Here is a 14,118-nt window from a genome sequence, read left to right as displayed (position 1 = left end):
GCCTTACTCCTCCGTCAATTTCTTCTCTAATAAATCCATATACACTGTCAGTTCCTCAAACGTTTCCCGATAGACCAGCAAATTGCCGCCGAACGGATCTTGTACGTCCAAATCCCCATCCGGCTTTGTATACTCCTTCAGCGTAAACAGCTTTCCAACCGCCACGGGGAACCGATGCAGCACGGCCTGTTTATGGCCTTCCGTCATCGTCAAAATGAGGTCGGCCCATTCCACGTCCTCGCGTGAAATCACTCGAGATTCAGCGGTATACGGCATGTCCATCTCTTGGATGAGTGTTTCCGAATGAATCGAAATCGGAAAACCATCTGCCGCATGCAGCCCGGCTGATCGAACCGAGATGCCTGAAATATTTTTGGAACGCAAGATTGCTTCCGCCATTGGGCTGCGGCATGTATTACCCGTACAAATCAAATAAATATTCATGTACATCACCTGCTTATATTTAGAATAACCGAAAACCATGTAGAAAGAAACAAAAAATTTAACGAATACATGACAATATTCCCATAATCAACAACGCAGCACCCGCCAATTTCCTCAATATATTGCGATAGCGTGTCCCAAAATTTCCACGGATCAAAAGTGCTAAGCATGCGAAGAAAAATGACATGGAACCAGAGGCAATAATAAATAACAATTTGTTCAGTTGAAGCATTCCAAACGAAACACTCACCGAGAACGTGTCCAAACTGACCGCCAGTGCAATGAAAAACGGATGAAGCTGCCGTTTCAACAACTCACTGTCATCATTTTGCAAGATCATTTGTATTCCAATCAAAGCGAGCAAGACACCCGAAAGCAGATTACTCCAGACCGAAAATAGATTAAGCGTCAAATGACCCATGAAAAAACCCATAAACGGGAATGCCATATTTAGGACGGCTGTCCATAGAGCGAGCATAAGCCTTCCCTTGCGCAATTGCAATAAAGAGTAGATAACGATGACGTCAATTGTTGTAATACATGCCGCGATTAATTCGACCAAAGAAAAGACCCCCCTGCCTGTCGCATCTGTCCATCCTATGCGACTGCCAGTGAGGTCATTCATCTTTCATTACAGGGGGAATCGTTTTCCGTCTGCAGCTTTTGTCAAACGGTTCATGACGGCAGCACCCACGCCAGACATTTCGGTCTCGGCAGCAAGAATAATATCGGCCTCCGTCACATCACATTGGCGGATCGCCCGGTATAAATTAGCGGCCATTGCTTCCGGCTTATGGAGCGGGCCGACCGCGAAGTACCAATCCGCTTCAGGGATAGTAAATTCATCCGGACCGATGACAGCCACTTTTTTTCCGTCTGCATGCAATAATCGGACCGCTTCCGCTATTTTCGCTTCATCCGGTGCAATGACAAATAGCGGGGATTCCGGTGCATAGTGCATGTACTTCATACCGGGAGCACGCGGGGCTTGATCATCAGCCACACCGCTTTCCGTATAGATCTGGCCTATGACAGATTCGATCATTTCTTTTGTGACGCCGCCCGGACGGAGGATCGCAGGGGGCGACACGGTCATATCCAGAACGGTCGATTCAACGCCGACACCCGTTTCACCACCATCTAAAATAAGTGGAATGCGGCCGTGCAAATCCTTTAACACATGACCCGCTTCCGTCGGAGAAGGCTTGCCACTCCGGTTCGCGCTCGGAGCAGCGAGCGGGCCGTTCAAAGTCTGAAGCAATTCAAGTGCAACCGGATGATCCGGCATGCGCAATCCGACCGTTTCAAAACCGGGCGTCACGCTCGGTGCAATGACTCCCGGCCGTTTATGGAAAACAAGCGTCAATGGGCCTGGCCAGAATTTCTCCATGAGCTTGTAGGCATCATCAGGAATTTGGATAGCGTATTGTTCCACTGCTTCCCGATTGCCAATATGTACGATGAGCGGATTATCAGAAGGACGGCCTTTCGCTTCAAAGATCTTCCGGACGGCCTGCTCATCTGTTGCGAGCGCCCCGAGACCATAAACCGTCTCTGTCGGAAATGCGACAACTCCGCCTTCATTCAAAATATCCACTGCCTGTTGATAACTTTTTTCGTTATCCAACAAGTTATCCACTGTGATGATTAAAGTCTCCATTGTTCGAACCCCCGTTTATACACATTTCATATTAGTTATCCACATTTTCAGTGGATAACTTCATGAAAATAATCCTTTTATCCACTCCCAGAGGAAGAATGTGACCTTTTCTTCTTCCTGTTGTTCTTCTTTCGCCTTTTCATCCGGAAAGCAAACATTTTGGAATAACGCGCACCACCAGTTATCCCCGCGGCCGCTACCAATTGTTAAAATGTATGCTTCATAGGGGGCTTGCGGTGTAATATAAAATCCCGACCGCTTTGCCGGAAAAAGAGCGGCAGTCTTTTGGAATGTAATAGCTTTACCTTCCGCTTTCCATTCCGCGATTCTAGTAATCTCATCTTCCAAACTGTCCATGCGCTTTATAAAATCGGCCTGTGAAGAGGCTTGTGTAAAAGCTTCCTTAATGAGCGGCTCGATTTCCAACCTGATGGATTCCTTTACTTGCTGGTCCGCCGGTGTGTTGGAATTCGCTAAAATCCGGACGCGCAGCGCATCTTTCGGCATATCTTCCCCGGTTAGGAAAAGTATTGCTGACTGGATCATAAATAAGATAAGAATAAATTCGATAATGGAAACCCATTTATTTTTCTTGTTTTCCGAATTAATAATGTTATAGTCTTGCAACATGTCAATCCCCTCCTGACCTCATTGTTGCCAGGGTCAGGAGAGTTTATTCACACAATCTCACAAAATATCATTCGGTCTTTTCCGTTGATGTCTTTTACTGTTTCAATAAACGCATCCGGGAATGCTTGCGAAAACAACGCATGCACAGATTCCCCTTGCTGATGCCCGATTTCAACGCCGATTAAAGCTCGCTTGCCCATAAGACCCGGCAGCTCCTTCGCCAGTCTTCTATAGAAGTAAAGACCGTTCTCTTCCGCAAATAACGCACGGTGCGGTTCAAAGTCGAGAACGGTTTTGGACATCGTTTGCGCTTCCTCCATTGCAATATAAGGCGGATTAGATAAGACCACGTCCCATGCCTTCCCTGCCAAAGGCTCCGTTAGGTCTCCCTTAATAAACGTAATTTCCGCTTGATTCCGAACAGCGTTCCTTTGGGCAACCATCAGCGCCTCTTCACTAATATCGACCGCTGTTACATCTGCATTCGGCCGCTCTTTTTTAAATGAAACAGCAATCGCTCCACTACCTGTTCCAATGTCCGCTACCCGGATCGGTGCTGCGCCAAACAACTTTTCCGCACGTAGCAGCGCACCATGAACGAGCTCTTCGGTTTCCGGTCTTGGAATTAACACATGTTCATTCACTTCAAACGAATATCCGTAAAACTGTTCTTCGCCGATAATATGCTGGACTGGTTTTCCTTCCAGCATTTCATTCAACCCGCTCCAGAAATCGATTTTTTGCCTAGGCGTTAATGGTTCCTGCATATCCGCGAGCAGGGCGGCGCTTGATTTCTCCGTAATAAATCGCATGAGCCATTGGGCCGCATGGGCATCGAGCTCCTTGGATTCCAGCAGGGACTCCGCTTTTTTCAACGCCTCGAAGATTTTTTCTGTCATGCTTGATCCAAACTTTCCAATCGGCGGGCTTGATCTTCCATAATCAATGCATCGATCACTTCGTCCATTTTCCCCTCGATAATTTGGTCAAGCTTTTGAATCGTCAAACCGATTCGGTGATCCGTAACGCGGTTTTGCGGGAAGTTGTACGTACGGATTCGCTCCGACCGATCTCCTGTCCCTACAGCGGATTTACGCTTTTCATCGTACTCCGCCTGCGCTTCCTGCATGAATTTATCATAGACACGGGCCCGCAGGACTTTCATCGCCTTCTCCTTGTTCTTGATCTGCGATTTTTCGTCTTGGCATGAAACCGTGATGCCCGTAGGCAAATGCGTAAGCCGGACGGCAGACATCGTCGTATTGACCGACTGTCCCCCCGGTCCGGAAGAAGCAAAGGTATCGGTACGAATGTCTTTGTCGTGGATTTCAATCTCCACTTCTTCTGCTTCCGGAAGCACTGCAACAGTGGCAGTCGACGTATGAATCCGTCCGCCTGATTCCGTTTCCGGTACCCGTTGAACACGATGCGCCCCGTTTTCATATTTCAATTTGGAATACGCACCAGAGCCGTTAATCATGAAGATGATCTCCTTGAAACCGCCGAGCTCGGTCGGCGAAGAGTCCATCACTTCCACTTTCCAATGGTTCATTTCCGCAAAACGGCTATACATCCGGTACAAATTGCCCGCAAATAGCGCAGCTTCGTCTCCACCTGCAGCGCCACGAATTTCCATAATAACGTTTTTATCATCGTTCGGATCTTTCGGCACAAGCAATAGCTTGAGGCGTGCCTCCAGCTCCTCAATCGAATCCTCCAGCTCGCCGACTTCCATTTTCACAAGCTCTTTCATGTCATCTTCGAGCGGCTCGTCCAGCATGCCTTTCGCACTCTTCAGCTGCGCGGTCGCTTCTTTATATTCACGGTACGCATCGACCGTATCCTGCAAGTCGGACTGCTCCTTCGAATACTTCCTTAACTTTTCCATATCACTAACAATTTCCGGATCGCTTAGCAATTCATTCAATCGCTCATACCGGTCTTCCACTGCTTGAAGCCTATCAAACATATTGACACCTCATTATTCAGGACTGTTTTGTACGTTTATTGTACGGGATAAAACGGCGTAAATACAGTGATTTATTCGCCTTTCCCCGTTTTTCAAGGAGGAAGCAAGGGATTTTGGAGTTGTTCGCGGATATTTTACATTTGTGCAAGCTTTTGGTGTATGAAATATGGGCATTACCGTCTTCTCTGGGCTCCTGGGAACAATCAAAGCTTCTTTTGAACCGCTCGTTGCATACCTGTTTTTTAAACCGCTCGTATAATCTGGAGAACGCTCGTTTATCTCGTTGAACCTCTCGTATAATCGGGCGACCGCTCGTTTATCCCCTCGTACCTCTCGTATAATCCAGTAACCTCTCGTTTCTTGCTGCGAACCGCTCGTATATCTGTCCGAACCGCTCGATTACACGCGGGCAGGTTTATTTGTTTACACTTTACATAGGCAGTAGCACTTGGTACGGGAAATAAAAAATTCGCGGCAAAATAGTAGATGAAAAACTTCCCATTTCGCGCTAAATGCCCTTCACAAATCAACGGTTGATTTCCACGGTGTTGTATCGTATCAGGTCTTAATTAATAAAGAGAGGCTTCTATACGCCGGCTAGCATTGAAAAACCACCACCCCATCTACCCTCCCCAAAATCCCACAAAAAAAGCAACCCAACCCCCATGGATTAAGTTGCTGTTTCATTCTATTCGATTAGCTGCTTGGCAGCGGTGACGCCGCTTGGGACTTCGTGGTGTTTGCGGCAACGGGCTTCGTATGCTTCGGAAGCACCGACGAGGATGATCGGATCGTCGTAGCCTGCCGGTTTGCCGTTGATAAGTCGTTGGGTCCGGCTTGCGGGAGATCCGCAGACGGTGCAGACGGCTTGTAGTTTGGTGACATTTTCGGCGATGGCCATGAGGCGGGGCATCGGGCCGAATGGTTCGCCGCGGAAGTCTTGGTCGAGTCCTGCTACGATGACGCGGAATCCTTCGTCCGCCAGTTCCGTGACAATGTCGACGATGGCTTCGTCAAAAAATTGAGCTTCGTCAATCGCAATGACGTCTAAGTCTTCTGAAATGTATTCTTTTATTTCACATGAATGGGCGACTGGTGTCGCAATCACAGTTGACCCGTTATGGCTGACGACGGCTTCTTCGCTATACCGGTCATCGATGGCCGGTTTGAAGACTGCGATCTTCTGCTTTGCAAATTGAGCCCGCCGCACGCGCCGGATCAATTCTTCTGATTTCCCCGAGAACATGCTGCCACAAATCACTTCTATCCATCCGCCTTGCATTGTTACGTACATGTCGTTCCCCTTCCAGTCGCTTAATATGTATCGTTGTCTGTCATTAGTTGTCGAATGTATATCATACCCGAAAATCATTTTGAATTGACGTCTTTTCTTTGCGCGAGGAATATGTTATGTGGATAAGCCTGTTTTCCCGACCAATTCTCCCTTTGTTTGTGGATAACTTTACGATAAAACCGGTAATGTGGATAACGTTGTGAGTAACCTACTTCTAATTGTGAATAAATTGTTGGTATGGTTTTAAAAAATGTGCATATTTCTGTGCATAGTTTGTGGATAAATGAAATTATTTTCCCTCAATACTTGCATTTATTTTGTCATATTCGTGTTTTCTTTCGCTTCCAATTTTTTCGCTCTCCAGACAAAATCAAAAATCCGCCATGTGCGTAGGCACACGACGGATTTTGTAATGTCGAGCTTATTATTGGCCTTCTTCTTTGATGCCATATTTTTTGTTGAAGCGGTCGACACGGCCGTCCGCTGCAGCGAATTTTTGGCGTCCAGTGTAGAATGGGTGGCATTCTGAACAAACTTCGACACGGATGTCTTCTTTTACAGAACCTGTTTCGAATGTGTTACCACATGAACAAGTTACTTTTGAAAGTTTGTAATTTGGATGAATTCCTGCTCTCATCGGTCTCTCTCCTCTCGCCCTGAACCATCTGGAACAGAGTATTATTGTAGGGGTTGTCCAATCCATGAAGATTGGCAACAAATTTATAAGACTGATGCCTTACACGGCCCGATATGCCAGCCGTATATGCAGCAGATGGTCGAAACCATACTCTAAGAGTATATCAAAACAGGTGTCCGCATGCAACTAGTTGATTCGAAAAAATATTTCCGATTAGAGCAACCCTTTGCCATTGCGATGGGCTTTCATTTCTTCATTGAGCTTCTCGAAAAACTCTTCGTTCGACTTGGATTGCCGAAGCTTTTTCAAGAAACGCTCCGCAAAATCGGGTGCGTCGGAGAATGTCTTTCGGATCGCCCACAGCTTCTCCAACTGTTCGGAAGGAATAAGCAATTCCTCTTTCCTCGTTCCAGATCTGCGAATATCGAGCGCAGGGAAGATACGGCGTTCGGCAAGGCTTCTGTCGAGATGCAGCTCCATGTTGCCCGTCCCTTTGAATTCCTCATAAATGACCTCATCCATCCGGGAGCCTGTATCAATCAATGCCGTAGCCAGAATAGTCAAGCTGCCGCCTTCCTCCAAGTTACGCGCTGCCCCGAAGAACCGTTTCGGACGGTGGAATGCCGCCGGGTCGATCCCCCCGGAAAGGGTACGTCCGCTTGGCGGAATGACAAGGTTATACGCTCTTGCCAGACGTGTAATGGAGTCCATCAAAATGACGACGTCCCGTTTATGTTCCACGAGGCGCATCGCCCGTTCAAGTACAAGTTCCGCCACTTTGACGTGGTTTTCTGGCACCTCGTCAAACGTCGAGCTGACAACATCCGCTTTCACGGATCGTTCGATGTCCGTTACCTCTTCCGGACGTTCATCAATTAACAGCACAATCAATTCCGCATCCGGATGGTTTGTTGTGATTGCATTGGCAATCTCCTTCAACAGCATCGTCTTTCCGGCTTTTGGCGGTGCCACAATCAATCCCCGCTGGCCGAAACCGACCGGAGAAACAAGATCCATAATCCGTGTGGATAATTTGTTTGGCGTTGTCTCCAGTTTAATGTGACGGTCTGGATATAAAGGCGTGAGCGCCGGGAAATGAACGCGCTCCCGTGCAACTTCTGGGTCTTCCCCGTTTACCGCTTCGACTTGGAGCAGTCCATAATATCGCTCATTTTCTTTTGGCGGACGGACTTTCCCTGTTACTTTATCCCCATTCCGAAGGTCGAATCTACGAATTTGGGAAGCTGAAATATAGATATCTTCCGAACTCGGAGAATAGTTGATTGGACGTAAGAATCCGTATCCTTCCGATTGGATGATTTCCAAAACCCCTTCCATGAAGAAAAAGCCTTCTTGTTCTGCTCTTGTTTTCAAAATAGCAAAAATGAGCTCTTTTTTCGTCAGCTTGCCATAATACGTGATCTTGTACTGCCTGGCTAATGAATACAACTCTTTCAGCGTCATATTCTCCAGTTCAGCGATTGTCATTACTGTCATAAGTTTGGCACCACTCTTTTTTTAATTGATAGGTTATGTGAGGTTGTTGCAGTTGGGTAGGCGATCCTTTTCATAGAAGTTTGCCCGGCCAGAAAGCCGGGCAGTTGAGGTTGTTATCTAGGAAATTCCTAAGAGTCTACCGTGGATAACTCGTACCTTATGTCTTTTTCGTTTAATCAAAGCACCAGTTTCGGTTTCTTCTGCATGCTGTGACGTCCTTCGACGAAGCGGATGGTTCCTGATTTGGAACGCATGACGAGCGAATGAGTTTCGCTGTAGCCGCCTGTGAAGCGGACTCCACGAAGCAATTCGCCATCTGTAACGCCCGTTGCTGCGAAAATGGCGTCATCCCCTTTGACGAGGTCTTCCATGCGAAGTACTCGGTTAATGTCGATACCCATTTTCTTGCATCGTTCCACTTCTGCGTCGCTCGTTGGCACGAGACGTCCTTGGATTTCTCCTCCGAGACATTTCAAGCCGACTGCTGCGATAACGCCTTCCGGTGCTCCGCCTAAGCCGAATAAAATGTCGACGCCGGTGTCATCGAATGCCGTGTTAATGGCAGCTGCGACATCCCCATCGTTAATGAGTTTAATTCTCGCACCCGCAGCGCGGATTTCTTCCACGATTTTCGAGTGACGGTCCCGATGAAGGATCGTGGCGACTACATCTTCGATATCTTTGTTCTTCGCCTTCGCGACTGCACGCAAATTGTCGGTGACAGATGCGTCGATATCTACTTTGCCGACTGATTCTGGGCCGACTGCGATTTTATTCATATACATATCTGGCGCATGCAATAGATTGCCTCGGTCTGCAATTGCAATAACCGCCAAAGCATTCCATCCGCCTGATGCGACAATGTTCGTTCCTTCGAGCGGGTCGACTGCGACATCCACTGCCGGTCCGTGACCCATCCCTAGTTCTTCACCGATATAAAGCATCGGCGCTTCATCCATTTCCCCTTCACCGATCACTACGACTCCTTGCATCGGTATCGTATCGAACACAGTGCGCATCGCGGTTGTTGCGGCATCATCCGCTTCATTTTTTAACCCGCGTCCCATCCAGCGGGAAGCTGATACTGCCGCCGCCTCTGTTACACGTACTAATTCCATCGATAAACTGCGTTCCATTGTAAGTGTTCCTCCCGGGTTTACGGTCTATTGATCCAATCCGTAAGTTTTGTCATCTAATAGTATAGCACAATACGGTCTTCCTGAATCAATTGCGTTACACCATTTCTCATGATGCTATGCTATTTATTCTTTCACGACGGCTTCTTCCGGAACCGTCTCCTTCCAAATATCCGCCCCAATGCCCTGCAGCTTTTCAATTAACGAGCCATAACCGCGTTCAATATGCTGGATTTCCTGAATTTCTGTTTCTCCGTTTGCCACAAGCCCTGCAATGACTAGTGCAGCACCTGCGCGCAAATCGGACGCCCGGACTGTTGCCGCTTCCAGCTTGGTCGGTCCTGACAAGATGACTGATTGGCCTTCCACCCGGCTGTCCGCATTCATGCGGCGCAATTCATCGATCTGCTTAAAGCGGGCCGAGTAAATCGTGTCCGTCACGACGGATGAGCCGGCCGCCTGTGTGAGCAAAACGGAAAACGGCTGCTGAAGATCCGTTGGGAAACCTGGATAGACAAGCGTCTTGACGTCAACCGCTTGGAGTTTCTCAGTTTTCGGAATGAAAATCTGTTCTTCCCCTTCCTCGACTTCGACACCCATTTCACGCAATTTCGCCGTCAACGCTTCCACATGCAGTGGAATCACATTATCAATCGTAATCCCGTCGCCGGCAGCGGCTGCCATGATCATGAACGTCCCCGCTTCAATCCGGTCTGGAATGATCGTATGCTTCGTTCCATTCAGTTGCTCCACGCCATCGATCCGGATGACATTGGTGCCCGCACCTTTGATCTTGGCGCCCATATTGGACAGCAGAGTGGCCACATCAATGATTTCCGGTTCCTTTGCCGCGTTTTCAATGACGGTGCGCCCTTTTGCAAGCACAGCTGCCAGCATGATATTGATCGTGGCTCCGACGCTGACAACATCCAAATAAATCTTGGCACCGCGCAGTTCATCTGCCCGTAAGTAGATGGCCCCGTGTTCATTTGTCACTTTCGCACCAAGTGCTTCAAATCCTTTGATATGCTGATCGATCGGACGCGGACCTAAATGGCAGCCGCCCGGCAGGCCGATGGCAGCATGCTTGAAACGGCCAAGCATCGCGCCCATCAAATAATAGGAAGCACGAAGTTTTTTGACGTTCCCGTTCGGCATCGGCATGGCCACCATTTCACGTGGATCGATGACCATTTTGCCGCCGCTGAATTCAACCTGTCCACCAATATCCTCCAGGAGTGTCTGCAATGTGAACACATCCGAGATTTCAGGGAGTCCTTCAATCGTTACAGGAGAAGATGCCAGGATGGAAGCCGGAATCAGGGCGACCGCGCTATTTTTAGCTCCACTGACCTTTATCTTACCGCGTAAAGGCTTCCCGCCTTTGATTTTGTAAACGTCCATTACTGTCTCCTTTTGGTAAATCACTTATGTCCTCTTGCTTCCCAATCCTTTAGAAACTGTTCGATCCCTTTATCCGTCAGCGGATGATGGAATAATTGCTGTAGCACCTTGAATGGAGTTGTTGCAATATGTGCACCTGCAAGTGCTGCGTCGGTAATATGCTGAGGCCCACGGATGGATGCCGCAATAATTTCCGTATCGATGTCATGAATTGTGAAGATGTCCGCAATCGTACTGATCAGCTGAATCCCTTCCTGGCCGATATCGTCGAGTCTGCCAAGGAATGGCGATACGTATGTAGCTCCTGCACGCGCAGCCAAAAGCGCTTGGTTGGCACTAAAAATAAGTGTTACATTCGTTTTGATGCCTTCTTGGGAGAACACAGAACATGCTTTCAATCCTTCATGCGTCATTGGCAATTTCACTGTAATATTCGGTGCGATTTTCGCAAGTTCGCGGCCTTCCTTGATCATGCCTTCCGCATCTAGCGCGATCACTTCCGCACTGACAGACCCAGGCACTAGCGCTGTAATTTCACGTAAACGGTCATGGAATGAAACATTCTCCTTCGCAACGAGTGAAGGGTTTGTCGTCACTCCCGATAGAATGCCCCAACTGTGTGCTTCCTTAATCTCTTCAAAATTCGCTGTATCAATAAAAAACTTCATTCCATAATCCTCCTTGTTGAATTCTCATGATTGTTCTGAAAATGAATCCTGATGGTAAAGAAGGAGAATGCACCCCATGATGCTTCTCCTCCTATTTTTAGATTCGCTTATGCTTTTTGCGAGCTACCGAATTCACGCATTTTGCCGATAACGGTCTTTTTGATGGCATCGCGCATTGGCGCCAAGTATTTACGTGGATCATATACGTCCTGATCCGATTTCAACACTTCGCGGACCGCTTTTGTGCCCTCGATTTGATTTTCCGTGTTGACATTAATTTTTGCTGTTCCAAGCGAAATGGCGCGTTGGATATCTTTTGTCGGGATGCCAGTACCACCGTGCAAAACAAGTGGCAAATCGGATTGTCCCGAAATTTCTTCCATCTCTTTGAAGCCGAGATTCGGTTCACCTTTATACGGTCCATGAACTGAACCAAGTGCCGGAGCTAGGCAATCAATGCCTGTCTCGTCCACAAGCTGCTTGCATTCTGCAGGGTCTGCGTAGATGACGCCGTCTGCTACCACATCATCTTCCTGGCCGCCCACGACGCCCAATTCTGCTTCGACGGACACTCCTTTTGCATGTGCGTATTCCACAACTTGCTTCGTAATTGCTATATTTTCTTCCAAAGGTTTCGAGGAAGCATCGATCATGACGGAAGTGAATCCTGCATCGATCGCCTCTTTGCATTTTTCAAAGCTGGAACCATGGTCAAGATGGATAGCGACTGGAACCGTGATGTTATAATCATGCATCAAGCCTTTCACCATGTTGACGACAGTTGTGAAGCCTCCCATGTAACGGCCGGCCCCTTCTGAAACTCCCAGAATGACAGGAGATTTTTCTTCTTCCGCAGCTTGAAGAATCGCCTGTGCATATTCAAGGTTGTTCAAATTGAACTGACCGATTGCGTACCCTTCTTTTTTTCCTTTGATCATCATTTCCTTCATTGAAACGAGTGCCATGGAATTTCCTCCTTTGGATAAATGAACTTTGTTATAAAGTGTATCATTCACGTTATTTACCTCATTAATCATAACAAAAACAGACAGTATTTACTACTGTCCGTGTTTGCATTGGTTTCATGTCTATTTGTCGTTTTCAATAAAAAGACTGAACGCCCATTTGCGGCTGATCAATCCTGCTCAAACATTCCGAGAACGGCATCGCGTACTTCGTAAATATTAAAGGGCTTCGTAAAATACTTCGCTGCCCCCAGATCGATGGCATTTTCCGTCAGTTCAATTTCCCCATAGGCTGTCATCATAATCACCGGAACATCCGGCCATCCTTTTTTGATCCGCTTCAACACTTCAATTCCGTCCATGCCAGGCATTTTCATGTCCAACAATACACAATCCGGTTTTTTCTCTTCTACGGATTGAAGTGCCTCTGCCCCGTTTGCTGCAAGCCGCGTATCAAACCCCTCCCGCTTAAAGACCTCTTCGAGTAATAGTCTGATTCCGGTTTGGTCATCGACGATTAACAAACTTCTCACATGAAGCACCCCTTTTTATACTATTACTCCCCCATAGTACTTATTTGACATGACATGAGTAAATCCTTCTTTCTCTTGCAAATTATCTTGGCTTTGAGACAATCTGGTGTGAGTACCATCCCTATCCACTCATCATAGCACGTAAAACGGGATGTATTGCTATGGTTCTTGGAGCGGACATCTTATAATAAAACGCGAGGTGGTATTTGTGAAAATATTGACGACCCAAATCGGCGGTTTATTGCAACGCATCGGTTCAGCTGGCGAGGACTCTATCGAAGAGACGGCACGTCTTCTCGCTCAAGCAGCCATCGGAGAAGGACGTGTTATTTTCGCCGCGTTTGATGAAATGGAAGCCGTCCTGCTTTCTGCCCAATTTGGAGCGGAGCCGTTCCAGGGGGCAGTCCGTTATGAGAAGGATATAGATATCCAATCGGCCGACCGCGTGTGGATCCTGACAAGATCTGCACAAGATGAGCGCGCTTTGGCATTGGCCCGGCATCTATCGGAACAATTCATTCCTTTTGCGGTGACAGCAGGAGAGAAAGCAGATGACCAAAACGAGCTTTCCGATTTGGCTTACACGTATATTTCATCCGGTTTAACAAAAGGCCTGTTGCCCGGCCCGACCGGCGAACGAATCGTCCAGCCGCACGCTTTGGCTGCGTTGTTCATTTATGAAGCCGTGAAAATGGCCTATGACGAAATGGTATCGGACGAGGATTAAAGTTAGCAGAAGACTCCACATCGCGATGTAGCGGTGTGGGGTTTTATTTGTAATAAAAGACTTGCTGCCGTAGACGGCTATTTTCTTTTAATTCTGGGTTATTTGTTATTAATGGGTACTACATATGGATGAACCCCAATTAATCAGTTCGAACGACAATTTAACGGGATGAACGCCAGATAATAGAATTGAACGCCAGTAACCACGGATGAACGCCAGATAATCGAAACGAACGCCAGTAACCGCGGATGAACGCCAGATAATCGAAACGAACGCCAGTAACCACGGATGAACGCCAGATAATCGAATTGAACGCCAGTAACCACGGATGAACGCCAGATAATCGAATTGAACGCCAGTAACCACGGATGAACGCCAGATCATCGAAACGAACGCCAGAAACCGCGGATGAACGCCAGATCATCGAAACGAACGCCAGAAAACGCGGATGAACGCCAGATAATCGAATTGAACGCCAGAAAACGCGGATGAACGCCAGATCATCGAAACGAACGCCAGAAAACACGGATGAACGCCAGATCATCGAAAGGAAC

At 47.6% G+C, this 14,118-nt stretch carries 16 protein-coding genes; 1 reads left to right on the top strand and 15 read right to left on the bottom strand.

Annotated features, from left to right (window positions below):
• Positions 1-3 precede the first annotated feature (3 nt).
• The 14 genes from L7D49_RS00145 to L7D49_RS00080 all read right to left on the bottom strand — a co-directional run bounded on the left by L7D49_RS00145 (position 4) and on the right by L7D49_RS00080 (position 12,837).
• Positions 4-444, bottom strand: a complete 441-nt coding sequence (locus L7D49_RS00145; RefSeq protein WP_238078746.1) for a low molecular weight protein arginine phosphatase — start codon at positions 442-444, stop codon at positions 4-6.
• A 58-nt stretch (positions 445-502) separates the two neighbouring features.
• Positions 503-1,006 carry a manganese efflux pump MntP gene (locus tag L7D49_RS00140; protein WP_238078745.1) on the bottom strand — a complete coding sequence of 168 codons (504 nt, stop codon included), beginning with the start codon at positions 1,004-1,006 and terminating at the stop codon, positions 503-505.
• Between the two features lie 69 nt (positions 1,007-1,075).
• Entirely contained in the window at positions 1,076-2,104 is a 1,029-nt protein-coding gene (locus L7D49_RS00135; protein ID WP_238078744.1) for an L-threonylcarbamoyladenylate synthase, read from the bottom strand.
• A gap of 60 nt (positions 2,105-2,164) precedes the next feature.
• Positions 2,165-2,734, bottom strand: coding sequence for a stage II sporulation protein R (locus L7D49_RS00130; protein ID WP_238078743.1), 570 nt, complete (start codon positions 2,732-2,734; stop codon positions 2,165-2,167).
• Between the two features lie 47 nt (positions 2,735-2,781).
• A complete protein-coding gene (gene prmC, locus L7D49_RS00125) occupies positions 2,782-3,633 on the bottom strand; it encodes a peptide chain release factor N(5)-glutamine methyltransferase (protein ID WP_238078742.1) in 852 nt (283 codons plus the stop codon).
• The gene (gene prfA, locus L7D49_RS00120) at positions 3,630-4,703 is read right to left on the bottom strand and encodes a peptide chain release factor 1 (RefSeq protein ID WP_238078741.1); all 1,074 of its coding nucleotides are present in this window, start codon (positions 4,701-4,703) and stop codon (positions 3,630-3,632) included. The genes prmC and prfA overlap by 4 nt, the downstream gene beginning before the upstream one ends.
• 688 nt (positions 4,704-5,391) lie before the next feature.
• The gene (locus tag L7D49_RS00115) at positions 5,392-5,997 is read right to left on the bottom strand and encodes a thymidine kinase (protein WP_238078740.1); all 606 of its coding nucleotides are present in this window, start codon (positions 5,995-5,997) and stop codon (positions 5,392-5,394) included.
• Between the two features lie 424 nt (positions 5,998-6,421).
• On the bottom strand, positions 6,422-6,634 hold the full coding sequence (gene rpmE / locus L7D49_RS00110; RefSeq protein ID WP_184205288.1) for a 50S ribosomal protein L31: 213 nt from the start codon (positions 6,632-6,634) through the stop codon (positions 6,422-6,424).
• A 213-nt stretch (positions 6,635-6,847) separates the two neighbouring features.
• Positions 6,848-8,131: a transcription termination factor Rho gene (gene rho, locus L7D49_RS00105; protein ID WP_238078739.1), complete on the bottom strand. Its 1,284-nt coding sequence runs from the start codon at positions 8,129-8,131 to the stop codon at positions 6,848-6,850.
• Between the two features lie 176 nt (positions 8,132-8,307).
• Entirely contained in the window at positions 8,308-9,267 is a 960-nt protein-coding gene (glpX, locus tag L7D49_RS00100; protein WP_238078738.1) for a class II fructose-bisphosphatase, read from the bottom strand.
• Positions 9,268-9,393: 126 nt separating this feature from the next.
• Positions 9,394-10,671 carry a UDP-N-acetylglucosamine 1-carboxyvinyltransferase gene (locus L7D49_RS00095; RefSeq protein ID WP_238078766.1) on the bottom strand — a complete coding sequence of 426 codons (1,278 nt, stop codon included), beginning with the start codon at positions 10,669-10,671 and terminating at the stop codon, positions 9,394-9,396.
• Positions 10,672-10,691: 20 nt separating this feature from the next.
• Entirely contained in the window at positions 10,692-11,339 is a 648-nt protein-coding gene (fsa, locus tag L7D49_RS00090) for a fructose-6-phosphate aldolase (RefSeq protein WP_238078737.1), read from the bottom strand.
• Positions 11,340-11,446: 107 nt separating this feature from the next.
• Positions 11,447-12,304: a class II fructose-bisphosphate aldolase gene (locus L7D49_RS00085; RefSeq protein ID WP_238078736.1), complete on the bottom strand. Its 858-nt coding sequence runs from the start codon at positions 12,302-12,304 to the stop codon at positions 11,447-11,449.
• A gap of 170 nt (positions 12,305-12,474) precedes the next feature.
• On the bottom strand, positions 12,475-12,837 hold the full coding sequence (locus tag L7D49_RS00080; protein ID WP_238078735.1) for a response regulator: 363 nt from the start codon (positions 12,835-12,837) through the stop codon (positions 12,475-12,477).
• A 151-nt stretch (positions 12,838-12,988) separates the two neighbouring features.
• On the opposite strand from L7D49_RS00080, the gene L7D49_RS00075 reads away from it, so the two are divergent.
• Positions 12,989-13,564 (top strand): DUF2529 family protein, encoded by a 576-nt coding sequence (locus L7D49_RS00075; RefSeq protein WP_238078734.1) that lies wholly within the window; start codon positions 12,989-12,991, stop codon positions 13,562-13,564.
• A gap of 160 nt (positions 13,565-13,724) precedes the next feature.
• Here the strand turns inward: L7D49_RS00075 and L7D49_RS00070 are convergent.
• Positions 13,725-14,118: hypothetical protein (locus L7D49_RS00070; RefSeq protein WP_238078733.1), on the bottom strand; the 394-nt coding region annotated here is incomplete at its 5' end.

The sequence above is a fragment of the Sporosarcina cyprini genome, from assembly GCF_022048975.1.
GTDB lineage: Bacteria > Bacillota > Bacilli > Bacillales_A > Planococcaceae > Sporosarcina > Sporosarcina cyprini.
The sequence above is the reverse complement of the archived record's forward strand: the minus strand, read 5'-3'. Positions and strand labels throughout refer to the sequence as shown.